A 22,707-nucleotide genomic window follows, 5' to 3' on the forward strand; every position below is an offset into this window, starting at 1 on the left:
GAACGAACTCGCCATGACCGCGGTGCAGTTGATCGATCGCGGCGTCATCCGCGTCACGGGCGAGGATGCAAGCCCCTTCCTGCAGGGCCTGCTGACCTGCGACATCGACAAGGTTATGCCGGGCCAGGCCGGCTACGGCGCGCTGCTGACGCCGCAGGGCAAGATCATCGCCGATTGTCTCGTCGTCGCGGTCCCGGCGGAGGATGGCGGCGGCTTCCTGCTCGACGCTCCGCTATTGCAGACGCAGGACCTGATGAAGCGGCTGAAGCTCTACAGGCTGCGCGCCAGGATCGCGCTCGACGACCTGACCGAGGCCAGCACGGTGATCGCGGCCATGGAGGGCGGCGCGCTGCCCGAGGATGCCGGCCTGGTCTACGCCGATCCGCGCCTGCCCGCGCTCGGCGACCGCGCCGTCACCGACCGCGCCGGCGTCGCCGAGATCGCATGCCGCGACGCCGGGGCCTGGCAGGCCCGCCGCATCGCGCTCGGCGTGCCGGATGGCGGCAAGGATTTCACTTACGGCGACGCCTTCCCGCACGAGGCGCTGCTCGACCAGCTCAACGGCGTCTCGTTCAAAAAGGGCTGCTATGTCGGGCAGGAGGTCGTCTCCCGCATGCAGCATCGCGGTACGGCCCGCACCCGCATCGTCCCGATCGTCTTCGACGAGAGGCTGATCCCGGAAAGCGGCGTCGAGGCCACCGCCGGCGGCAAGATGCTGGGAACGGTCGGCTCCTGCGCGAAGGGGCGCGGCCTCGCCATGCTCAGGCTCGACCGCGTCGCGGACGCGATCGCGGCCGGCGAGCGGCTCGATGCCGGCGGTCTCGCCTTCACGCTGGCGAAGCCGGAGTTCATCCGCTTCCCCTTCCCCGGCGAGCCCGGTTTCGGGGCCGCCGCATGACCGGCCGCGCCGCCGTCGAGGGGCCTGACGGAAAATTCCGCTGCGTCTGGCCGGGAACCGATCCGCTCTATCTCGCCTATCACGACACCGAATGGGGCGTGCCGGAATATGATTCGCGCGCGCTGTTCGAGAAACTGATCCTCGACGGCTTCCAGGCCGGGCTGTCCTGGATCACCATCCTGCGCAAGCGCGACGCGTTTCGCGCCGGCTTCGCGCAGTTCGAGCCCGAGGCGATGGCGCGCTTCACCGAGGCCGACGTCCAGCGCCTGCTGCAGGACGCCGGCATCATCCGCCATCGCGGCAAGATCGAGGGCGCGATCAGGAGCGCGCGGGCCTATCTCAGGATCGGCGAGCGCGAGCCCTTCGCCGATTTCCTCTGGAAGCATCTCGACGGCCGTAGTCTCCAGAACGCCTTCCGCACCCATGAGGAGGTGCCGACGCAGACGCCCGTGTCGGTCGCGATGGGCAAGGAACTGAAGGCCGCCGGCTTCACCTTCTGCGGCCCGACTATCGTCTACGCCTTCATGGAGGCCTGCGGGCTGGTCAACGACCACCTCGCCGGCTGCTTCCGCCGCGAGGAATGCGCCGCGCTGGCCCGCGACAGCCGCGCGGCCGCCTGCGCATGACGAAGCCGCCGCCCGCTCCCCGCGCCTGGCAGCGCATGCTGTCGGGCCGCCGGCTCGATCTGCTCGACCCCTCCCCGCTCGACATCGAGATCGCCGACATCGCCCACGGGCTCGCCCGCGTCGCGCGCTGGAACGGCCAGACCAGGGGCCCGCATTCCTTCTCCGTCGCGCAGCATTCGCTGCTGGTCGAGGCGATCGCCGATCACCTGAACCCGGACTGGAGCGCCCCCTGGCGGCTGATGGCGCTGCTGCACGACGCGCCCGAATACGTCATCGGCGACATGATCTCGCCCTTCAAGGTGGTGATGGGCGACGCCTACAAGGCGGTCGAGACGCGGCTGCTGGCTGCGATCCATCTGCGCCATGGCCTGCCCGCCGTGACGCCGGCCGTCCTCAAGCGCAGGATCAAGGATGCCGACAGGATCGCGGCGTTTCTGGAGGCGACCGAACTCGCAGGCTTCGGACGCGAAGAGGCGCTGCGCCATTTCGGCCGGCCGCGGGCGCTGCCGCGCGCGGTCGTGGCGCTGCTGGAGCCGCTTTCGACCGAAGCCGCGCAGACGCGATTCCTGGCGCGCTTCGCCGAGCTTGGCGGCGTCTGACGCTCACGCCGATCGTTTCCCTCACGGAACAACTGCTCTCGCATTCCACACGCTTCCGACGGCAATCGCATCAGTCCATATTGAGGGCCAGCCAGTGAGGCAGAGAACGCCGGGAGCAAACCCATGTCCGCAGTCGAGAAGCCGTCGCGGAATCTTCCCAAGGGCGTCGTGATCAAAGGCGCGATGGGCGATCGTTTCGACGAGATCCTCACCCCCGCCGCGCTCGCCTTCGTCGCCGACCTGCAGCGCCGCTTCAACGAGACGCGCAAGCGCCTGCTTTCGCTGCGCGCCGAGCGCCAGAAGCGCTTCGACGCCGGCGAGACCCCGGATTTCCTGGCCGAGACCAGGCATATCCGCGAGGGCGACTGGACCGTCGCGCCGATCCCGGCCGACCTGCAGGACCGCCGCGTCGAGATCACCGGCCCGGTCGACCGCAAGATGATCGTCAACGCGCTGAACTGCGGCGCGAAGGTCTTCATGGCAGATTTCGAGGACGCCTCCTCGCCGGTCTGGACCAACATGATCGAGGGCCAGCTCAACCTGAAGGACCGCTGGGCCGGCAAGATCGACTTCACCGACGCGACCACCGGCAAGGCCTATGCGCTGAAGCCCAACCCCGCCGTGCTGATCATCCGCCCGCGCGGCTGGCACCTGCCCGAGCGCCATATCGAGATCGACGGCGAGGCCGCATCCGGCTCGCTGGTCGATTTCGGGCTCTATCTCTTCCACAACGCCAGGGCCGCGCTCAGTGCCGGCTCCGGTCCCTATTTCTACCTGCCCAAGCTCGAGAGCCATCTCGAGGCCAGGCTCTGGAACGACGTCTTCGTCGCGGCCCAGAACGCGCTCGGTCTCAAGGTCGGCACGATCAGGGCGACCGTGCTGATCGAGACCCTGCCGGCCGCCTTCGAGATGGACGAGATCCTGTTCGAGCTGAAGGACCACATGGCCGGGCTGAACTGCGGCCGCTGGGACTACATCTTCTCCTTCATCAAGAAGCTCGCCCGCAACGCCGACTACGTCCTGCCCGACCGCTCGCAGGTCGTGATGACCAAGGCCTTCCTGCGCGCCTATTCGCTGCTGCTGATCAAGACGTGCCACCGCCGCGGCGCCTTCGCCATGGGCGGCATGGCGGCGCAGATCCCGGTCAAGAACAATCCGGAGGCCAATGCGGCGGCCTTCGCCAAGGTCAGGGCCGACAAGGAGCGCGAGGCCGGCGACGGCCATGACGGCACCTGGGTCGCCCATCCCGACCTCGTCCCCGTCGCGATGGAGGTGTTCGACAGGCTGATGCCGCGGAAGAACCAGCTCGACAAGGCCCGCGCCGACGTCTCGGTGACCGCGGAGGACCTGCTCGAGGTCCATCAGGGCACGCGCTCGGAGGAAGGCTTCCGCGAGAACATCCGCGTCGGCGTGCAGTATCTCGAAGCCTGGCTGCGCGGCCGCGGCGCGGTGCCGATCTACAACATGATGGAGGACGCCGCGACCGCCGAGATCAGCCGCGCCCAGATCTGGCAGTTCGTCGCCTATGGCGTCGAGGTCGACGGCGGCACGAAGGTGACGCCCGAGCTGTTCAGGCGCTGCCTGACCGAGGAAACGGAGCGCGTGAAAAGCGAACTCGGCGCGGAAGCCTATGACAAGGGCCGCTTCCCCGAGGCGATCGAGCTGTTCTCAACCCTGTCGCTGGCTCCGCAGTTCGAGGAGTTTTTGACCGTGCCGGCTTATGGGAAGTTGTGAGCGGGAATCAAAGTTATATTTGGAGTCACAGCGGCGACCTCCCCTTCGCCATCGACAGCCACGACGTGCCGGGCAAGCCGGCGCGAAACGAGCCGGCCCATATCCATCACGACCTGCAATATCTCTTCCTCGCAGATCCGGCCCCGCCGCTGGTCGCGCGGATCGGGGAGGTCCATGCCGCCGCCTGGAAGCCGGTGGCGGAACTGGCCGGGATCGCGCCGGTCGCGGCGCGGCGGCTTGCGGCGCTGGAGCCGGTTGTGGCTCGGGAACCACATGCCGCGTCATAGCGGAGCGGGCGTCGCAACGGCCCTCGACCGCGCCGCCGGCCCCGCGCAATATCGGGCATCCACCGCGCTCGCGACGATCCGTTAACCATCTTCGTTCACGATCGAAACGAAAGGACGACGCGGTCGACATCAAATTTCATTATTGCAAATCATTCGCATTTTCATAAGATCGGCACGTCGTGCTGGGGAACTCGTTATGTCTCATGTTTCGCGCGGCCTGAGCGCCGCCCTTCTCGCCGGCTGCGGCGTGCTCGCGGCCTCCGCCGTCTCCGCCGCCGACCTGCCGTCGCGCAAGGGCCTGGCCGCGCTCCCGCCGCCGCCCTCGGTCTGCTCCGAGAGCGAGGGCATCCCGATCGACGCCTTCGGCTTCACCACCGGCTCGGACGTCGCCGACAAGGGCTCGTTCAGCCCAAGCATGACCTATTTCGGCAATTTCGGCGTCCGCGGCGGTCGGTTCGCCGGCCATCTCGGCCAGCTGCAGGGCTCCTATGGCCTGCTGCCCTGCCTCGAGGTCGGCCCCTATCTGCTCGGCGGTTATTCCGACGCCTCGATCGGCGGCTTCGACGTCGATTCGCGCGGCTGGGGCGCGGGCGTCGAGACCAAATACAAGATCCTCGGCCGCGACGTGCACGGCATCGGCCTGACGCTGGTGATCGACCCGAGCGTCACCCGCACCGACCCGTCCCTCGGTGGCCCCTTCACCGGCTACAACACCGGCTTCCGCATCTTCGCCGACAAGACGCTGATCCCCGGCAAGCTCCATGCGGCGCTGAACGTCTCGCACGACCTGACCTGGACCGGGCCATCGCCTTACGCCCGCTCCTCGACCTTCTCGGTCGGCGGCTCGCTGGCTTATCAGGTCGTCGAGGGGGTCTATCTCTCGGGCGAGGTCCGCCACCAGCGCCGCTACAACGATCTCGGGCTCAGTAACCAGGCCGGCTACGCCACCTTCGCGGGTCCCGGCGTCTATTGGCAGGCGACCAGGCAGCTCGCGCTTTCCGCCGCCTACAACGTCCAGCTCACCGGCAAGGCCAAGGGCCAGCCGGGCGATCTCGACCTGAGCAATTTCAGCCAGCATCTGGTGAAGGTGAAGGCGGCGTATAGTTTCTGAAGACGGGCTTTCCCGTCACGGCCGGGCTTGTCCCGAGCCTCCATGTCTTCGCGCGTCGCGCTTTGCGTCCAGGACGTGGATGCTCGGCGCAAGGTCGAGCATGACGGATGACATGGATGTCGCAAACGCAGCCCGTCGCGCCGCATCGCGCGTTGACAAGCCCCGTGCCAGCCGGCCCTAGATAGGATCCGGCCGGCTGCGCTTCGCTCACGGCCGGGAGCCGTCAGCGAGGACCTGGGACCATGAAGACACGCGCCGCCGTCGCCTGGGAGGCGGGCAAGCCGCTGACCGTCGAGACCATCGAGATCGGCGGGCCGAAGGCCGGCGAGGTGCTGGTCGAGGTCATGGCGACGGGCATCTGCCATACCGACGCCTACACGCTGTCGGGCATGGATTCGGAGGGCAAGTTCCCGGCGATCCTCGGCCATGAGGGCGCGGGCATCGTGCGCGAGGTCGGCGCGGGCGTGACCACTCTGAAGCCCGGCGACCACGTCATCCCGCTCTATACGCCGGAATGCCGGGCCTGCAAAAGCTGCCTGTCGCGGCGCACGAATCTCTGCACCGCGATCCGCGCCACGCAAGGGCAGGGCCTGATGCCGGACGGCACCTCGCGCTTCTCCTGCGACAGCGGCGAGGTCTTCCATTACATGGGCTGCTCGACCTTCGCGAACTTCACCGTGCTGCCCGAGATCGCGCTGGCGAAGGTCCGCGAGGACGCGCCTTTCGACAAGATCTGCTATATCGGCTGCGGCGTGACGACCGGCATCGGCGCGGTGATCTACACGGCGAAGGTCTGGCCGGGCGCGAATGTCGTCGTCTTCGGGCTCGGCGGCATCGGGCTGAACGTGATCCAGGGCGCGCGCATGGTCGGCGCCGACAAGATCATCGGCGTCGACATCAATCCGGCCAAGCGGGAGATGGCGCGCAAGTTCGGCATGACCGACTTCGTCAACCCCAAGGAAATCGGCAACGACAAGGTCGTGCAGGCGATCGTCGACCTGACCGGCGGCGGCGCGGACTTCTCCTTCGACGCCACCGGCAACACCAACGTCATGCGTCAGGCGCTGGAATGCTGCCATCGCGGCTGGGGCGAATCGATCATCATCGGCGTCGCCGAGGCCGGCAAGGAGATCGCGACGCGTCCCTTCCAGCTCGTCACCGGCCGGGTCTGGAAGGGCACGGCCTTCGGCGGCGCGCGCGGGCGCACCGACGTGCCGAGGATCGTCGACTGGTACATGGAGGGCAAGATCAACATCGACGACCTGATCACCCACAAGCTCGCCCTCGACGAGATCAACCACGGCTTCGACCTGATGCACGAGGGCAAGTCGATCAGGAGCGTGGTGGTGTATTGAGCGCCCTTGTCATTCCGGGGCGACGCGCAGCGTCGAACCCGGAACCCACGACCGGGCGAGCGGTTGCGATGCCGCTAAAGTCAGCTCCCTGGTCACTTCGCCTTGTTGTCGCCAGCAGGTTGCACCAAGTCGTGGGTTCCGGGTTCTTCGCTGCGCGAAGCCCCGGAATGACAAGGGTTGCGGCCGAAAGGATATCGCATGGACCTCCTCTCTTCCTCAAAAGCCTTCGGCGGCTCGCAGCGGGTCTATCGCCATCAGAGCGAGACCTGCGCCTGTCCGATGACCTTCGCAATCTTCCTGCCGCCGCAGAGCGAGGAGAGGCCGGTTCCGGTGCTGTGGTATCTTTCGGGCCTGACCTGCTCGCACCAGAACGTCATGGACAAGGGCGAATACCGGGCGGCGGCGGCCGCCTACGGCATCGCCATCATCTGCCCGGACACCTCGCCGCGCGGCGACGATGTGCCGGACGAGCCGGAGAACTGGCAGTTCGGCTCGGGCGCCGGCTTCTATCTCGACGCCACCGAGGCCCCCTATGCGAAGAACTACCGCATGGAGAGCTATGTCCGAGACGAGCTGCCGGCGCTGGTCTCGCAAGCCTTTCCGCTCGACATGGGCCGGCAGGGCATTTTCGGACATTCGATGGGCGGCCATGGCGCGATCACGCTCGCGCTGAAGAACCCGCAGCGCTACGCCTCGGTCTCGGCGTTCGCGCCGATCAGCCAACCCTCGACCGCGGGCTGGTCGCGGCCGTCGTTCGAAAAATATCTCGGCCCCGACGAGGCGAGCTGGCGTCCATACGATTCGACGCTGCTGATCGCCGACGGCCATCGCGTCTCCGATCTGCTGGTCGACCAGGGCGCCGCCGACGGCTTTCTGGAGGAGGGCCTGCGCCCGCAGCTCCTGGAGGTCGCCTGCGCCACGGCCGGCATCCCGCTGACGCTGACGATGCGCGAGGGCTATGACCACTCCTACAGCTTCGTCTCGACCTTCATGGCCCAGCACATCGCCTGGCATGCGCAGCGGCTGGTGAAGAACTGACCCTCGTCATTGCCAGCGAAGCAATCCAAGGGTAGCGGTGCTCCCGGTCCATCTGGGATCGCTGCGCCCGTGATGACAGGGTGTGGTTTTCGGAACCGCGTGATGACGGCGGGGTAAATCTCACACCACCGCCGTCATGCCGCCATCGACCATCAGCAGATGGCCGTTGACGTAGTCGGACGCCGCCGAGGACAGGAAGATCGCAGCACCCACAAGCTCCCTGGTCTCGCCCCAGCGTCCGGCCGGCGTGCGGCTCGCGACCCAGGCGGTGAAGGCCTCGTCCGCCAGCAGCGCCGTGTTGATCTCGGTCGCGAAGTAGCCCGGCCCGATCGCGTTGATCTGGATGTTGTGCTTGCCGAGCTCGGCGGCGAGCCCGCGCGTCATCAGCTTCACCGCGCCCTTGCTGGCGGTGTAGGGCACGATCGTCGCCCGGCCGAGCTCGCTCATCACCGAGCCGATATTGACGACCTTGCCACGCTTGCGCGGCACCATGCGCTTGGTCACCGCCTGCGTGACGTAGAAGACCGAATGCAGGTTGGTCGCCATGAGCTGATGCCAGTCGGCGGCCGGGAACTCGGTGAAGGCGCCGCGCTTCTGCATGCCGGCATTGTTGATCAGGATGTCGATCGGGCCCGCTTGCGCCTCGACGCTCGCCACGCCCGCCTCGACGGCCGCCTGGTCGGTGACGTCGAAGGCCGAAATCGAGACGTTGCGGCCGGCCGCCGCGATCGCCTTCCGCGCGACCTCCAGCTTGCCTCCGTCGCGGCCGTTCAGCACGACATGCGCGCCGGCCTGCGACAGGCCCTCGGCGATGGCGAGGCCGATGCCCTGCCCCGAGCCCGTGACCAGGGCGACCTTGCCTTCGAGGCTGAACAGGGAGAGCGACATCGGCGTTTCCTCGTTTATGTCTCGCCGGGCAGTTTGGGTTTGCCTCGGCGGGGTCGGTTTCGCTAAGCATCATTCAATCGATTAGACAACCGCAAGGCGATCGCGTCCGCCGAGCCTTGCGCCGGGAGAACCGCCATGCGCGCCGTCGTCATCCATGCCGAGAAGGATCTGCGCGTCGAGGAGACGAGCGCCCCCGAACTCGGCCCGCAGGACGTCCGCGTGCGGATCGAGGCCGGCGGCATCTGCGGCTCCGACCTGCATTACTACCTGCATGGCGGCTTCGGCGCGATCCGCGTCCGCGAGCCGATGATTCTGGGCCACGAGATCGCCGGCACGGTCGAGGCGGTCGGTGGCGAAGTTTCGCGCGTGAAAACTGGCGACCGCGTCGCGGTCAATCCGAGCCGCTCCTGCGGATGCTGCCGCTATTGCCAAAGCGGACAGCAGCAGCATTGCACCGACATGCTGTTCTACGGCTCGGCGATGCGCTTTCCCCATGTCCAGGGCGGCTTCCGCGACATCCTCGTCGTCGAGGAGCGTCAGGCGGTGAAGGTCGCGGACGGCGTCAGCGCCGCGATGGCCGCCTTCGCCGAGCCGCTCTCGGTCTGCCTCCACGCCGCCAAACGCGCCGGGCCGCTGCTCGGCAGGCGCGTGCTGGTGACGGGTTCCGGCCCGATCGGCATACTCGCCATGGTCGCGGCCAAGGCGGCCGGCGCGGCCGAGATCGTCGCGACCGACGTGGTCGACGGGCCGCTGCCGACCGCGCTGACCATGGGCGCGAGCGCGACGATCAACGTCATGGCCGAGCCCGAGCGGCTGAAAGGCGAATACGGCGCCGAGAAAGGCGCTTTCGACGTGATGTTCGAGGCCTCGGGCAATCAGCATGCGCTGACCGGCGCCTTCGATGTGGTTCGGCCGGGCGGCGTCATCGTGCAGATCGGTGTCGGCGGCCAGTTCACCCTGCCGATGAACGTGCTCGTCGCCAAGGAGTTCGAGCTGCGCGGCTCGTTCCGCTTCCACGAGGAGTTCGACTGGGCGGTGGCGATGATCGGCTCTGGAAGCATCGACCTGTCGCCGCTGCTGACGGCCTCGATCCCGGTCGAGCGCGCGGTCGAGGCGTTCGATCTGGCGGCCGACAAGAGCAAGGCGATGAAGGTGCAGCTTGCGTTCGGCTGACCACCATCGTCAGAACAACCCCTCGATCCGCCCCTGGGCATCGATATGGATGCGCTCGGCCGCCGGCTCGCGCGGCAGGCCGGGCATGGTCATGATGTCCCCGCAGATCGCCACGACGAAGCCCGCGCCGGCCGAGAGCCTGAGCTCCCGGACATTGACGGTGTGGCCGCTCGGCGCACCGCGCAGGGTCGGATCGGCCGAGAACGAATACTGCGTCTTCGCCACGCAGATCGGCAGCGCGCCATGGCCGGCGGCCTCCAGTTCGGCGAAGCGGGCGCTGACCTTCGCGTCGGCCGCGATGCCGGCCGCGCCGTAGATCTCGCGCGCGATCGTGCCGAGTTTTTCGCGCAGCGGCATGGCGTCGGGATAGAGCGGCGCGAAATCGGCCTCGCCGCCCTCGGCCAGCGCCACGACCTTGTGCGCCAGTTCCTCCGCGCCTGCGCCGCCATCGGCCCAATGCCGGCAGATCACCGCCTCGACGCCGAGATGGTTGCGGCAGAAGCTCGCGATCAGCGCATGCTCGGCGGCGGTGTCGCTGGTGAAGTTGTTGATCGCCACGATCGGCGGCACGCCGAACTTGCGGATGTTCTCGACATGGCGGGCGAGGTTGGCGAGGCCGGCCTCCAGAGCCGGCAGGTTTTCGGTTCCGAGCGCGTCCTTCGCCAGCCCGCCATGCATCTTGAGCGCGCGGACGGTGGCGACGATGACGGCGGCCGCCGGCTTCAGGCCGGCCTTGCGGCACTTGATGTCGAAGAATTTCTCCGCGCCGAGATCGGCCCCGAAGCCGGCTTCGGTGACGACATAGTCGGCTAATCTGAGCGCGGCCTTTGTCGCGATCACCGAATTGCAGCCATGGGCGATGTTGGCGAAGGGGCCGCCATGGACGAAGGCCGGCGTGCCCTCCAGCGTCTGCACCAGGTTCGGCATCACCGCGTCCTTGAGCAGCACGCTCATCGCGCCCGTCGCCTTGAGGTCGGCGGCGCTCACCGGGCGCTTGTCGCGGGTCCGGCCGACGACGATCCTGCCGAGCCGCTCCTCCAGATCGGTCAGATCCCTGGCCAGGCAGAAGATCGCCATCACCTCCGACGCCACGGTGATGTCGAAGCCATCCTCGCGCGGAAAGCCGTTGCTTGCCCCGCCGAGCGAGGAGACGGTCGACCGCAGCGCCCTGTCGTTCATGTCCATCACGCGACGCCAGGCGATGTGGCGCGTGTCGAGGCCGAGCGAATTACCCCAGTAGACATGGTTGTCGACCAGCGCCGCGAGCAGGTTGTGGGCCGAGGTGATGGCATGGAAATCGCCGGTGAAGTGCAGGTTGATCTGCTCCATCGGCACGATCTGGGCATGGCCGCCGCCGGCCGCGCCGCCCTTGACCCCGAAACTGGGGCCCAGCGAAGGTTCGCGCAGGGCGATCATGGTGCGCTTGCCGATGCGCTTGAGGCCGTCGCCAAGGCCGACCGTCGTCGTCGTCTTGCCCTCGCCGGCCGGCGTCGGGTTGATCGCGGTGACGAGGATCAGCCGGCCCTCGGGTTTCTCGGCGAAGCCGGGGATGGCCGTGGTATCGACCTTGGCGATGTGCTTGCCGTAGGGGTTCAGGGCTTCGGTGGCGATGCCGGCCTGCTCGGCAATGGCGGCGATCGGCTGAAGCGTCGCCGCGCGCGCGATCTCGATATCGGTCGGCATTCCGGTTCCTCGGCGGCGCTTTGGCTCGAGGCCCGCGCGGATTCGTTGCCGCGACCTTGCCGCGAAAGCCGCCTCGCCGGCAATCGTTTCCGCGCATGGCCGCCGGACCGGCCCGTCTCGCCGCGCAATGGCGACTTCGGAACGCGGCCTAACCGGCCATCCCGGCACGCAATTGACGCAACGAAAAAGGCCCCCGCCGAAGCGGGGGCCTGATCGCGGCGCCGAGACGCCAGGTCTCGGCGAGATGCAAATCTCAGAAGGTGTTGAAGCGGTAGTTCAGGCCCGCGCGCACGATGTGGCCATCGTTCTCGAAGCGCGAAACATACGATCCGGCGGCCAGACCGAAGTTCTGCTGGTTGACGCCGACCTTCTTGGTGCCGAGGTCGTAATAGAGGTATTCGGCCTTGATCGAGAGGTTGTTGGTGATCGCGTATTCGACGCCGGCGCCGACGGTGTAGCCGAGCTCGATATCGCTGCTGCGGCCGATATAGTCGACCTGCGTCGGGATGGCGGCGTTGAAGAACGTCGCGCGGTTCGAGACGTCGCCATAGGCGAGACCGCCGGTGGCGTAGACCAGGAAGCGGTCGATCGCGTAGCCGGCCTTCAGGCGGACGGTGCCGAGATAGTCCATCTCCTGCGCGAAGACGGAGTTGGCGCCGCTGGTGCCGACGCGCGAGGTGCGCGAATTGATGTCGGTGTACTGGATGTCCGCCTCGACGCCGAGGACGAGAGCGCCCATCTGGTAGTTGTAGCCGACCTGCGCGCCGCCGACGAAGCCGACTTCATCGTTGCCGATCGACGACGGACGGCGCTCGGCCAGCACGTTGCCGATGGTGAAGGCGGTGTTGCCCTCGGTGCGGATTTTGTTGTCGGTGAAGACGGCGCCGGCGTTCACGCCGACATAGAAGCCGGTCCAGGTGAAGATCGGGGCGACGGGGGCGTACACCGGGCCCTTGCGCGACGGCAGGTCGGCCGCGAAGGCGGTGCCGCCGAGAGCAACGAGCGCCAGGGTGGCGAGGATACCTTTGGTCATGGGAACTCCGAAGAACTGCTGGCGCTTGTCAGCCGGTGATTGTCGCTGGCTCTTGCATGACGCAGCGCGACCGGAGGCGCTATCGCTTTCGTGCAACACCCGAGCCCAAATACGTCAAATTCGAGGGATTTCGTCAGATCACAGGGGCGTGATCAGCGACTGAAACGCCGTTTTTGGGCTGTAATCCTAATATTCATTAAGTTTCTGCCCTGTTGAACCGCCGCGATTTCGTTATGATTTGGCTCGCGCCCGCGAGGGTGCGGGCGGCTTATGTTTAACGAAATCTTGCCTTGCGCCTGCCCTGCCGAATCGGGCGCCAGTGGAATCGGGACCCATGACCATGTCTAGCAACGATCCGGACCGAAGACGGCTGATCGCCAGCCTGTCGGCCGCCGGATTCGCCGCGCTGGCCCTGCCGCAGGGCGCGCAGGCGCAGGCCGCGGCGCTGCCGCTGACGCCGTCCTGCGGCGCGCCGGCCCAAGCCACCCGGCGGCAGACCGAGGGGCCCTACTTCACCCCGGCCTCGCCGGCCAAGGCCGATCTGCGCGGCGACGGACCGGGCGAACTGCTGGTTCTCTCCGGCTTCGTCCTGACCAGGTCATGCAAGCCGGTGCCCGGCGCCCTGCTCGATCTCTGGCACGCCGACAGCGCCGGCGCGTACGACAATGCCGGCTTTCGCTTCCGCGGCCACCAGTTCAGCGATGACCGGGGCCGCTACCAGTTCATCACCCGGATGCCCGGGCTCTATCCCGGCCGGACGCGGCATTTCCACGTCAAGGTCGGGGCCGGCAACGGGCCGGTGCTGACGACGCAGCTCTATTTTCCCGACGAGGCGGCGAACGTCCGCGACGGCATTTTCGACCGCAGCCTGCTGATGCGGCTGAGCCCGGCCGAGGGCGGCAGGCTCGGCCGCTTCGATTTCGTGATCGCCGCCTGAGACGAGGCGTCGGGCGACGTCCGGCTTGAGGTTCGGGCGAGGAGATGGGCGTTTTGCGGAAACAGGATCCGCCTGGTTCGTCGTCGAGCTCCGTCTTGAAGGCGAAGCCGGCCTTCGGCGCGACAGCGCGCCGCGCCGCCGGCCGCGCCGAGATCTCGTCGAGATGGCGCTTCACGCAAATCCGCATCCGTCTCGCCGCGGTCCCGTGGCTGTGCTATCGCGCGCTGCCCCCTGCCGCGACGCTTTGAGGACCGACCATGCCGACCCGCCCCGTGATGCTGATGATCCTCGATGGCTGGGGCTGGCGCGAGGATGTGGAGAACAACGCGGTCAGGCTGGCGCATACGCCGCATTTCGACCGGCTCTGGGCATCGTCCCCGCATGCCCTCCTGAAGACGTCCGGGCTCGATGTCGGCCTGCCGGAAGGCCAGATGGGCAATTCCGAGGTCGGCCACCTCAATCTCGGCGCCGGCCGCGTCGTGATGCAGGACCTGCCCCGGATCAATGCCGCGATCACCGAGGGCTCGATCGCGACCATCGTCGCCGCGTCCGGCCTGATCGACAAACTGGCCGGCAGCGGCGGCGTCTGCCATCTGATGGGGCTGGTCTCGCCCGGCGGCGTGCATGCGCATCAGGACCACGCGCTGGCGCTGGCGCGGGTGCTGGCGGAGGCGGGCATCCCGGTCGCGGCGCACGTCTTCACCGACGGGCGCGATACGCCGCCGCGATCGGCCGCCGGCTACCTCGCCGCCTTCGAGGCCGGTCTTGCGCACGGGGCGCGCATCGCCACCGTCAGCGGACGCTATTTCGCGATGGACCGCGACCATCGCTGGGAGCGCGTCGAGCAGGCCTGGGCCGCGATCGCGCTGGGCGAGGGCCGGCCCTTCGCCGATGCGCGGGCGGCCATCGCCGACGCCTATGCCGACGGCGTCACCGACGAGTTCATCAAGCCTGCCGTGATCGGCGGCTATGCCGGCATTCGCGACGGCGACGCCGTGCTGAGCTTCAATTTCCGTTCCGACCGCATCCGCGAAATCCTCGCGCCGCTGCTGGAGCCGGACTTCGCCGGTTTCCCGCGTCCGCGCCTGCCGAAGCTGGTCTCCGCCGTCAGCATGACCTCCTATGGCAACGAACTCGATGCGCTGATGCCGCAACTCTTCGCGCCTCAGAGCCTGGCCCATGGCCTCGGCGAGACCGTCGCCAGCGCCGGCATGCGCCAGATCAGGCTGGCCGAAACCGAGAAATACCCGCACGTCACCTATTTCTTCAACGGCGGCGAGGAAATCCCGAATCCCGACGAGGAGCGCGTCATGGCGCCCTCCCCCAAGGTCGCGACCTATGACCTCAAACCCGAGATGTCGGCGCGCGAGCTGACCGACAAGGCCGTCGAGGCGATCGCGTCCGGCCGCTTCGACCTGATCGTGCTGAATTTCGCCAATCCCGACATGGTCGGCCATACCGGCGTGCTTTCTGCCGCGATCGCGGCCTGCGAGACCGTCGATGCCGGACTGGGGCGGATCGCGGCGGCGATCGAGCAGGCCGGCGGCGCGCTCTTCGTCACGGCGGACCATGGCAACGCCGAGCTGATGGTCGATCCGGTCACCGGCGCGCCGCACACCGCCCACACCACCAGTCCCGTCCCGGCGATGCTGATCGGCGGCCACGCGGGGGCGCTGGCCGACGGCCGGCTCGCCGATGTCGCGCCGACCCTGCTGGCCTTGCTGGGCGTGATGCAGCCGGCCGAGATGACCGGACGCTCGCTATTGCGCTGAGCCGGAACGGAAAACGGCGCGGACCGAGGCCCGCGCCGCCTGTCTCTGGATCGATTTCGACGATCAGTACTTGCGGACCATGGGGGGAGCAGGCGTATAGGGGACCGGGCGCTCGACCGGGCCGCAGCACTCCGGCTCGCCGAAGTTCCAGCGCATGCCGATCTTGATGTCGTGGCTTTCGATATCCTTGGCCTTCAGCGGCGCGTAGTTCTGCGCGATGAAGGCGTTCTGGATGCGGCCCGACTGGCCTTCGCCGAGGTTCAGGTAGCGGTAGCCGATCTCGAGGGTGAGATTCTTGTTCACCTCGTAGCCGAGGCCGGCCATCAGCGCCCAGGCCACGCCCGACTTGTCGCCCTTGCCCGCGGTGCCGAGCGTCGCCGAGGACGGACCGCCGGCGAAGACGATGCCCTGGTCGGTCAGGCCGCTGATCGTGTTGCTGGCATAGCCGATACCGGCGCCGATATAGGGCGTCAGGCAGTTCCAGGTGCCGAGATCGATATAGCCGTTGAACAGCGCGACCATCGAGGACAGGTTGCCCTTGTAGGTGTTGGTCTGCTGCACGATGCCGAAGCCGTTATTGTATGTCAGATAATCGCTGACGCCGATCGAGGAGGCGCCGCGATATTCGAAGGTGCCGTCGAGGCGGAACCAGTTGTTGAAGCGATAGCCGATGCCGGCGCCGGCGAAGACGGACTGGTTCTCGGTTTCGCCCTTGAACGTGCCGCCGGCGTTGCGAACGTCGATCTGCTCGTATTTCCTGACCTTGAGCTGGCCGACGCCGATGTCGCCGCGCAGATAGACGCCGCTCGAGATCGAACCCTTCAGCCCGACCGATTCATAGGCAGGCGGCGGAGGCGGAGGCGGCGGCGGCGGAGCCTGCCGATAGACCAGGTCGCCGCCCGCCTGGGCGCCGCCGACGAAGCTGACGGCCATGGCGCCCGCCAGCGCGTAGAGTTTCAGGCTGCCCATGGCAGTGTCCTTCGCATATGCGCGGCGCAAGAGACGCAGCCCGCGCGAGTTACCGACCAGAAGGACGATGCCAGTGATTTCTTAAACGAGGCTTAACCTTAGGAGTTAACCTCAAGAAAGTCTGAAGGGCGCCACTATACTGACCGAGGCGTTAACATCGGCGGGTCGCCCGACTCGTCATTGCGAGCAAGGCGAAGCAATCCGAAGGGCGTGGAGCGCATCCCCCACGATTGCCTCGCCGCCGCGCTCCTCGCGATGACGGGGCCGATGCCGTCGAAATCAGGCCGCAGCCTTCGTCACCGCGTCGACCACGTCGTCGACGGCGCGCTCGACCAGGTCGCGGTCGTCGCCCTCGGCCATGACGCGGATCACCGGCTCGGTGCCCGAGGGACGGATGACGAGGCGGCCGGCCTCGCCCAGCATCTGCCTGGCGGCCTCGATCGCGTTGACGACCGGCTGTTCCTTGAGCGGCTGGCCCTGCTTGTAGCGCACGTTCTTCAGGATCTGCGGCAGCGGCTCGAAGCAGTGACAGACCTCGGAGACGGGCCTGTCCTGCCGCTTCACCACCGCGAGCAACTGCAGCGCCGCGACCAGCCCGTCCCCGGTCGTGGCGTAGTCGGACAGGATGATATGGCCGGACTGCTCGCCGCCGAGATTGAAGCCGTGCGCGCGCATGTGCTCCAGCACATAGCGGTCTCCGACGGCGGTGCGCGCGAGGCTGAGGCCGAGGCCCGCGAGATAGCGCTCCAGGCCGAGATTGGACATCACCGTCGCGACGACGCCGGGCTGCGAGAGCCGTCCGTCCTCCTGCCAGGAGCGCGCGATCACCGCCATGAGTTGGTCGCCGTCGACGACCTGGCCCTGCTCGTCGACGATCAGCACGCGGTCGGCGTCGCCGTCGAGCGCGATGCCGACATCGGCGCGCAGTTCCCGCACCTTCCGCGCCAACGCCTCGGGATGGGTCGAGCCGACATCCTTGTTGATGTTGAAGCCGTCGGGCTCGACGCCGATCGCGATCACCTCGGCGCCGAGCTCCCAGAGCGCCTCGGGCGCGACCTTGTAGGCTGCGCCATTGGCGCAATCGACGACGATGCGCAGCCCCTCCAGGCTCATGTTGCGCGGCAGGGTGCGCTTGGCAAACTCGATATAGCGGGCATGGACCGAATCGATGCGCTTGGCCCGGCCGAGCGTCGGCGAGGTCGAGAGCCTCGCCGACAGGTCGGAATCGAGCAGCGCCGAGATCTCAGCCTCGACATCGTCGTTGAGTTTGTAGCCGTCGGGACCGAACAGCTTGATGCCGTTATCCTCATAGGGGTTGTGCGAGGCCGAGATCATCACGCCGAGATCGGCGCGCATCGAACGCGTCAGCATCGCGACGGCCGGCGTCGGCATCGGGCCGAGCAGCATCACGTCCATGCCGACCGAGGTGAATCCGGCGACCATGGCGTATTCGATCATGTAGCCGGAAAGCCGCGTATCCTTGCCGATCACGACGCGGTGGCGATGCTCGCCACGACGGAAGGCGATGCCGGTGGCCTGGCCGACCTTGAGAGCGAGGTCCGGCGTGATGATGCCGTTGGCGCGGCCGCGAATGCCGTCGGTTCCGAAATATTTGCGTGTCATGGTCCAGCGCCCGATGAGCCTGACCTCGAGGCTCGAATGAGGCATCTTCTATAGCCGCAAAAGGTTTTCGCCTCGTCACGTTTTGTGACGGTTTCTATCCGGCGGATCGGCATTCGCCGGCATGGTGAATGGTGTTCCGCCCACCCCGCAACGAGAAAGGGGCGGCCGGCGGGCCGCCCCTGCGTTCGTTCCCGGCCAAGGCGTCAGGCCTGCGGCTGCGGCTCCAGCGGCGCGTCTGGCTCGCCGCGCTTGCGGCCGCGGCCGGCGCTCGGCACGGCCGAACCGCGCGGCGTATGCGGCGTATCGGCGTCGTCGCGCACCGGACGCTTGCCGGCGATCAGGTCGCGGATCTCGTCGCCGGTCAGCGTCTCGAATTCGAGCAGCGCCTCGGCGACGGCGACGAACTGGTCGTGATGCTCGGTCAGGATCGCGGTCGCGTCGAGATAGCCCTGGTGAACCAGCTTGCGCACCTCGGCATCGATCTTCTGCGCGGTCGCCTCGGACAGGTTCTGCGTCCGGCCCATCGACATGCCGAGGAAGACCTCCTCCTGGTTGTCGCCATAGGCGACCATGCCGAGCTCCTTGGAATAGCCCATCTGCGTGACCATGGCCTTGGCCATCTTGGTCGCCTGCTGGATGTCGCCGGTCGCGCCCGAGGTGACGTTCTCCATGCCGAAGGTCATCTCCTCGGCCACGCGCCCGCCCATGGCGACGGCGAGCTGGGAGGTGAACTCCTTGAACTTCATCGAGTAGCGGTCGCCCTCCGGCAGGAACTTGACCATGCCGAGCGCGCGGCCGCGCGGGATGATCGTCGCCTTGTGGACCGGGATGCCGGCCGGGACATACAAGCCGACGATCGCGTGGCCGGCCTCGTGATAGGCGGTCAGCTTCTTCTCTTCCTCCGACATAGCCATGGATTTGCGCTCGGCGCCCATCATGACCTTGTCCTTGGCATCCTCGAACTCGCCATGGGTGACCATGCGCTTGCCGCGACGGGCCGCGAGCAGCGCCGCCTCGTTGACGAGATTCATCAGGTCGGCGCCGGAGAAGCCGGGCGTGCCGCGGGCCAGGATCTTGAGGTCGACGTCCGGCGCCATCGGCACCTTGCGGACATGGACGCGCAGGATCTTTTCGCGCCCGGCGACATCGGGGTTCGGCACCACGATCTGACGGTCGAAGCGGCCCGGACGCAGCAGCGCCGGATCGAGCACGTCGGGACGGTTGGTCGCGGCGATGATGATGACGCCCTCGTTCGGCTCGAAGCCGTCCATCTCGACCAGGAGCTGGTTCAGCGTCTGCTCGCGCTCGTCATTGCCGCCGCCGAGGCCCGCGCCGCGATGGCGTCCGACGGCGTCGATCTCGTCGATGAAGATGATGCAGGGCGCGTTCTTCTTGGCCTGCTCGAACATGTCGCGGACGCGGCTCGCGCCGACGCCGACGAACATCTCGACGAAGTCCGAGCCGGAAATGGTGAAGAACGGCACGTTCGCCTCGCCGGCCACGGCGCGCGCGGTCAGGGTCTTGCCGGTGCCGGGAGGTCCGACCAGCAGCACCCCGCGCGGGATGCGCCCGCCGAGCCGCTGGAACTTCTGCGGATCGCGCAGGAATTCGACGATCTCCTGCAGGTCTTCCTTGGCCTCGTCGATGCCGGCGACGTCCTCGAAGGTGACGCGACCATGCGCCTCGGTCAGGAGCTTGGCCTTCGATTTGCCGAAGCCCATCGCCCTGCCCGCCCCGTTCTGCATCTGGCGGGACATGAAGATCCACAAGCCGATGAAGATGACGAAGGGCAGTGAATTGACCAGCAGCGCCATGAACCACGGCGTGCCCTCGGAGGGAGGACGGGCCGCGACCTGCACGCCCTTCTGCGCCATCGACCTCAGCCAGGCCGCATCGGCGTAGGGTGCGTTGGTGACGAAGCTGCGCCCGTCCGAGAAGGTGCCGGTGATCTCCTGTCCGCCCACCACGATGCTGGCGATGCGCCCGGCCTCGCCCTCGTTGATGAGCTGGCTGTAGGGGATGTCGTTCGTGCTTGCGCGTTGGCTCGGAGACTGGAACAGCGTGACGAGCGCCAGCACCAGCAGGAAGATCACCACCCAGAGGGCGAAATTACGGAAATTCGGATTCATCACCAGTCCGATCGGGCCAGCCGGAAATGCCGGAGCGGCCAAGGGTTTGTAGAAAGCAATCTAGGTGCGGCGGGCCTCCTTGCCAAGGGAAACAGGCCGCATCGTCACGCTTTAGGCCACAGGAGTGTGAACGCCGCGTCGCCGCGTCCTCTCCCGGCGAATCGTCAGCACGCCGGAACGCGAGAGAACCAGCACGCACCCCGATAATGTCCGGGTGATGGCGCGGCCCTCGCGCATGGCCGACAGCAATGCCTCGGCGCAGCTCTCCAGCCGTTCCAGCCGCGCCGGACCGGGCGCCGCGACCTCCGCGACGGCTGCCGCGAGCACCCGCAATGCCAGCTCCTCCGGCTCGTCGGTGAGCCGCGCGAAGGCGAGGCGAAAGGCCGCCGCGGCCGTCGCCGGAAAGGCGAGGCCGTGCCGCAGCCGGCTCGCCCGCTCGTCGAGCGCCGCCTCCATCCGCGCAAGCCGCCGCGACAGCGTGGCGAAGCGCGCGGCGTCGAGGCCCTCTGCCGCCAAGGCCGGCGTCAGCGCGCGCCAGCGCACGCGCTCGAAGCGCGGCTCGGCATTGCCCGGGTCGGTGACAAACGCCAGGCCGCGCGCCTCGGCGGTCGCGACGAGCCGCGCCTTGGCGACGCCGAGCAGCGGCCGCAGCAGGACGAGCCCGTCGCGCCGGCTCTCAGGCCTCATGCCGATCAGCCCGGCCGGACCGGAACCGTGCGCCAGCCGCATCAGCATGGTTTCGGCCTGGTCGTCGGCGCTGTGGGCGGTGACGATGGCGGCGTCGCCGAAACGCCGCGCGGCCTCCACCAGCAGCCGGTAGCGCGCGGTTCGCGCCTTGTCCTGCAATCCCGTGCCCGGCTTCGCTCCCGCCCAGACCAGCACCTCGTGCGGGACGCCGAGCCGCCGGCACAAGGCGGCGACGCTCTCGGCCTCGGCGTCCGAACCCGCCCGCAGGCCGTGATCGACGGTGGCGGCCGCGAGCGCGGGCCGGCCGGCCTCGCCCGCCCATTCGCTCAGCAGGCCGAGCAGCGCGACCGAATCGGGACCGCCGGAGACGGCGATCAGCAGGCGCGGGAACCGGCCCAGGCCGGCGAACAGCGCCGCGGCCTCGCCGGCCGGGATCGGCGCTTGCGCATCCGCCGGGCGCTTTCGCCCGTTCAAGCGCAGCCGGAGCGGCGGCGCTCGCGCTCGACGCCCTGTCGGACGGCGTTGGAGGCGCTCGGATAATCGACGCCGACCTTGGCGTAGGTGGCGCAGGCCTGGTCGCGCGCGCCGAGCCCGTTCAGCGCCATGCCCAGCCTGAGCAGGCTGTCGGGCGCCTTGGCGGCGCGCGGCGAGTCGCGCGAGACCTTGAGGAACTGCTCGGCCGCCTCGCGGTAGCGCTGGCGCTGGAAATAGGTCTCGCCGAGCCAGTAGGTCGCGTCGATGGCGAGCCGGTCGCGCGGATAACTCTGCAGGAACTGGCGGAAGCCCATCTCGGCCTGCTCGTATTCCTTGCGCAGGATCGAGGCGTAGGCGACGTCGTAGGCGTCCTTCGCGGTCGCCGGACCGGACGCCGCGGCAACGCTCGGCCCGTTGCGCGGGCCGGCCGAGGGCAGCGCGCCCTGCGGCACGTTTCGGCCGACGCCCTGGAGATCGAGCGGGCCCTGGCCCTGATTCTCCGCGAAATCCTCCTCTATCACGCCGCCGATCGTGCCGCCGCCGAGCGGACGCGGCGCGCCGGCCGCACCCTGCTGCTGGGTCGGGTCGAAGGCGTCGCCGCGCCGCTGCGGAACGGGCTGGCGTCCCGCCGGCGGCGGAGCCGGCTGGCTGGAGCGCGCCCCGCCGCCGCGTTCGTTCAGGCGGAAATCGACGTCCTGCTGGAACTTGCTCAGCTGGTCGGTCAGCCGCCGGTTCTCGAACTGGAGCTGCTCGATCTGGCCCGAGAGCTGGCGCAGCTGGTTCTCGAGCCGGGTCGTGCGGACGAGCAGATCGGCGGCGTCCTGCGCGATCGCGGCCGTCGGCGCTGCCGCAAGGAGCAGCCCTCCCATGACGAGAGCCGTGACGAAGCGGGCGACGCGCGCGGCGAAATTCGGGACCATCTTGATCGACCAGTTTGCGTTTCGCATGCGCAGTATCACACGCTCTCACCACGGCCAAAATATGAAAAGGCCGGCGCTTTCCTCTGCGGAAGCGCCGGCCTTGCGCTGGAGGATGCGATCAAACGCCGCCGGCGCCGTCGAGCAGCGTCACGCCGCGACGGTTCTGCGACCAGCACGAGATGTCGTTGCAGACCGCGACCGGGCGCTCCTTGCCGTAGGAGACGACACGCATGCGGTTGCCCTGGATGCCGCGCGAGGCGAGATAGTCGCGCACGGTCTGGGCCCGGCGGGCCGAAAGCGAGAAGTTGTATTCGCGGGTGCCGCGCTCGTCGGCATGGCCCTCGACGGTGAAGGTGTAGCGCGGATAGCGCTGCAGCCAGTCCGACTGCTTGTCGAGGGTGTTCGTCGCGGTCGAGGTCAGGTCGGTCGAGTCGGTCTCGAAGAAGACGCGGTCGCCGACATTGACGACGAAGTCCTGGGCGCTGCCCGGCGTGGCCGCGCCGCCGGCGCCGAAGCCGTCCGCGTTCTGGTTGTTGTTGGCGCAGGCGCCGAGCGCGAGCGAAGCGGCGATGGCGGCGGCGAAGCGGACGGCGCGGCCGCCGGCGAAGAGAGTGGCGAGCATGGTTTGACTCCAGGGCGATCAGATCTGCGAGGCTTGGCTCAACAAAGGCAGGGTCTTGAGAAAAGTTGGCGACAGGCCATCAGCAATGAAGCGTCAACCTAAACGACAACTTGCCAAAGCAAGGCGAAATGGCGGCATTGCGGCGTATG

The 22,707-nt window shown here is 67.9% G+C and carries 20 protein-coding genes; 11 read left to right on the forward strand and 9 right to left on the reverse strand.

What is annotated here, in order from left to right; translation table 11 throughout:
• The first annotated feature begins 13 nt into the window (after positions 1 to 13).
• The 8 genes from ygfZ to fghA all read left to right on the forward strand — a co-directional run bounded on the left by ygfZ (position 14) and on the right by fghA (position 7,648).
• Positions 14 to 898 (forward strand): CAF17-like 4Fe-4S cluster assembly/insertion protein YgfZ, encoded by an 885-nt coding sequence (gene ygfZ, locus AC1RRW_RS01175; protein ID WP_492898366.1) that lies wholly within the window; start codon positions 14 to 16, stop codon positions 896 to 898.
• Entirely contained in the window at positions 895 to 1,524 is a 630-nt protein-coding gene (locus tag AC1RRW_RS01180; protein ID WP_492898368.1) for a DNA-3-methyladenine glycosylase I, read from the forward strand. Before ygfZ ends, AC1RRW_RS01180 begins: the two co-directional genes overlap by 4 nt.
• A complete protein-coding gene (locus AC1RRW_RS01185) occupies positions 1,521 to 2,123 on the forward strand; it encodes a YfbR-like 5'-deoxynucleotidase (RefSeq protein WP_492898370.1) in 603 nt (200 codons plus the stop codon). Before AC1RRW_RS01180 ends, AC1RRW_RS01185 begins: the two co-directional genes overlap by 4 nt.
• 123 nt (positions 2,124 to 2,246) lie before the next feature.
• The gene (aceB, locus tag AC1RRW_RS01190; RefSeq protein ID WP_492898372.1) at positions 2,247 to 3,857 is read left to right on the forward strand and encodes a malate synthase A; all 1,611 of its coding nucleotides are present in this window, start codon (positions 2,247 to 2,249) and stop codon (positions 3,855 to 3,857) included.
• Positions 3,854 to 4,144 (forward strand): NUDIX hydrolase, encoded by a 291-nt coding sequence (locus tag AC1RRW_RS01195; protein WP_492898374.1) that lies wholly within the window; start codon positions 3,854 to 3,856, stop codon positions 4,142 to 4,144. Before aceB ends, AC1RRW_RS01195 begins: the two co-directional genes overlap by 4 nt.
• A gap of 196 nt (positions 4,145 to 4,340) precedes the next feature.
• On the forward strand, positions 4,341 to 5,255 hold the full coding sequence (locus AC1RRW_RS01200) for a DUF6662 family protein (protein WP_492898376.1): 915 nt from the start codon (positions 4,341 to 4,343) through the stop codon (positions 5,253 to 5,255).
• A gap of 242 nt (positions 5,256 to 5,497) precedes the next feature.
• The gene (locus AC1RRW_RS01205) at positions 5,498 to 6,610 is read left to right on the forward strand and encodes an S-(hydroxymethyl)glutathione dehydrogenase/class III alcohol dehydrogenase (RefSeq protein ID WP_492898378.1); all 1,113 of its coding nucleotides are present in this window, start codon (positions 5,498 to 5,500) and stop codon (positions 6,608 to 6,610) included.
• 198 nt (positions 6,611 to 6,808) lie between these two features.
• Positions 6,809 to 7,648 (forward strand): S-formylglutathione hydrolase, encoded by an 840-nt coding sequence (gene fghA, locus AC1RRW_RS01210; protein WP_492898380.1) that lies wholly within the window; start codon positions 6,809 to 6,811, stop codon positions 7,646 to 7,648.
• A gap of 120 nt (positions 7,649 to 7,768) precedes the next feature.
• Here fghA and AC1RRW_RS01215 read toward each other — a convergent pair whose 3' ends face one another.
• Positions 7,769 to 8,536, reverse strand: coding sequence for an SDR family oxidoreductase (locus tag AC1RRW_RS01215; protein ID WP_492898382.1), 768 nt, complete (start codon positions 8,534 to 8,536; stop codon positions 7,769 to 7,771).
• 135 nt (positions 8,537 to 8,671) lie between these two features.
• On the opposite strand from AC1RRW_RS01215, the gene AC1RRW_RS01220 reads away from it, so the two are divergent.
• A complete protein-coding gene (locus AC1RRW_RS01220) occupies positions 8,672 to 9,709 on the forward strand; it encodes an L-idonate 5-dehydrogenase (RefSeq protein ID WP_492898385.1) in 1,038 nt (345 codons plus the stop codon).
• 9 nt (positions 9,710 to 9,718) lie between these two features.
• Here AC1RRW_RS01220 and AC1RRW_RS01225 read toward each other — a convergent pair whose 3' ends face one another.
• Both AC1RRW_RS01225 and AC1RRW_RS01230 read right to left on the reverse strand, forming a co-directional pair.
• A complete protein-coding gene (locus AC1RRW_RS01225; protein ID WP_492898387.1) occupies positions 9,719 to 11,392 on the reverse strand; it encodes a formate--tetrahydrofolate ligase in 1,674 nt (557 codons plus the stop codon).
• A 253-nt stretch (positions 11,393 to 11,645) separates the two neighbouring features.
• The gene (locus tag AC1RRW_RS01230) at positions 11,646 to 12,425 is read right to left on the reverse strand and encodes an outer membrane protein (protein ID WP_492898389.1); all 780 of its coding nucleotides are present in this window, start codon (positions 12,423 to 12,425) and stop codon (positions 11,646 to 11,648) included.
• Between the two features lie 334 nt (positions 12,426 to 12,759).
• On the opposite strand from AC1RRW_RS01230, the gene AC1RRW_RS01235 reads away from it, so the two are divergent.
• Both AC1RRW_RS01235 and gpmI read left to right on the forward strand, forming a co-directional pair.
• A complete protein-coding gene (locus tag AC1RRW_RS01235) occupies positions 12,760 to 13,362 on the forward strand; it encodes a dioxygenase family protein (protein WP_492898391.1) in 603 nt (200 codons plus the stop codon).
• Between the two features lie 257 nt (positions 13,363 to 13,619).
• A complete protein-coding gene (gene gpmI / locus AC1RRW_RS01240) occupies positions 13,620 to 15,134 on the forward strand; it encodes a 2,3-bisphosphoglycerate-independent phosphoglycerate mutase (protein ID WP_492898393.1) in 1,515 nt (504 codons plus the stop codon).
• Between the two features lie 63 nt (positions 15,135 to 15,197).
• On the opposite strand, the gene AC1RRW_RS01245 is transcribed toward gpmI, so the two are convergent.
• The 6 genes from AC1RRW_RS01245 to pal all read right to left on the reverse strand — a co-directional run bounded on the left by AC1RRW_RS01245 (position 15,198) and on the right by pal (position 22,558).
• The gene (locus AC1RRW_RS01245) at positions 15,198 to 16,103 is read right to left on the reverse strand and encodes an outer membrane protein (RefSeq protein WP_492898395.1); all 906 of its coding nucleotides are present in this window, start codon (positions 16,101 to 16,103) and stop codon (positions 15,198 to 15,200) included.
• Between the two features lie 279 nt (positions 16,104 to 16,382).
• On the reverse strand, positions 16,383 to 17,726 hold the full coding sequence (gene glmM / locus AC1RRW_RS01250) for a phosphoglucosamine mutase (RefSeq protein WP_492899024.1): 1,344 nt from the start codon (positions 17,724 to 17,726) through the stop codon (positions 16,383 to 16,385).
• A 203-nt stretch (positions 17,727 to 17,929) separates the two neighbouring features.
• Positions 17,930 to 19,855, reverse strand: a complete 1,926-nt coding sequence (gene ftsH / locus AC1RRW_RS01255; RefSeq protein WP_492898397.1) for an ATP-dependent zinc metalloprotease FtsH — start codon at positions 19,853 to 19,855, stop codon at positions 17,930 to 17,932.
• A 111-nt stretch (positions 19,856 to 19,966) separates the two neighbouring features.
• Entirely contained in the window at positions 19,967 to 21,016 is a 1,050-nt protein-coding gene (gene tilS / locus AC1RRW_RS01260; RefSeq protein WP_492898399.1) for a tRNA lysidine(34) synthetase TilS, read from the reverse strand.
• Positions 21,013 to 21,963 carry a tol-pal system protein YbgF gene (gene ybgF / locus AC1RRW_RS01265; protein WP_492898401.1) on the reverse strand — a complete coding sequence of 317 codons (951 nt, stop codon included), beginning with the start codon at positions 21,961 to 21,963 and terminating at the stop codon, positions 21,013 to 21,015. Before ybgF ends, tilS begins: the two co-directional genes overlap by 4 nt.
• 91 nt (positions 21,964 to 22,054) lie before the next feature.
• Positions 22,055 to 22,558 (reverse strand): peptidoglycan-associated lipoprotein Pal, encoded by a 504-nt coding sequence (gene pal, locus AC1RRW_RS01270; RefSeq protein ID WP_492898403.1) that lies wholly within the window; start codon positions 22,556 to 22,558, stop codon positions 22,055 to 22,057.
• Positions 22,559 to 22,707 lie beyond the last annotated feature (149 nt).

Source organism: Allobosea sp. GW821-FHT12C12, from assembly GCF_058807355.1.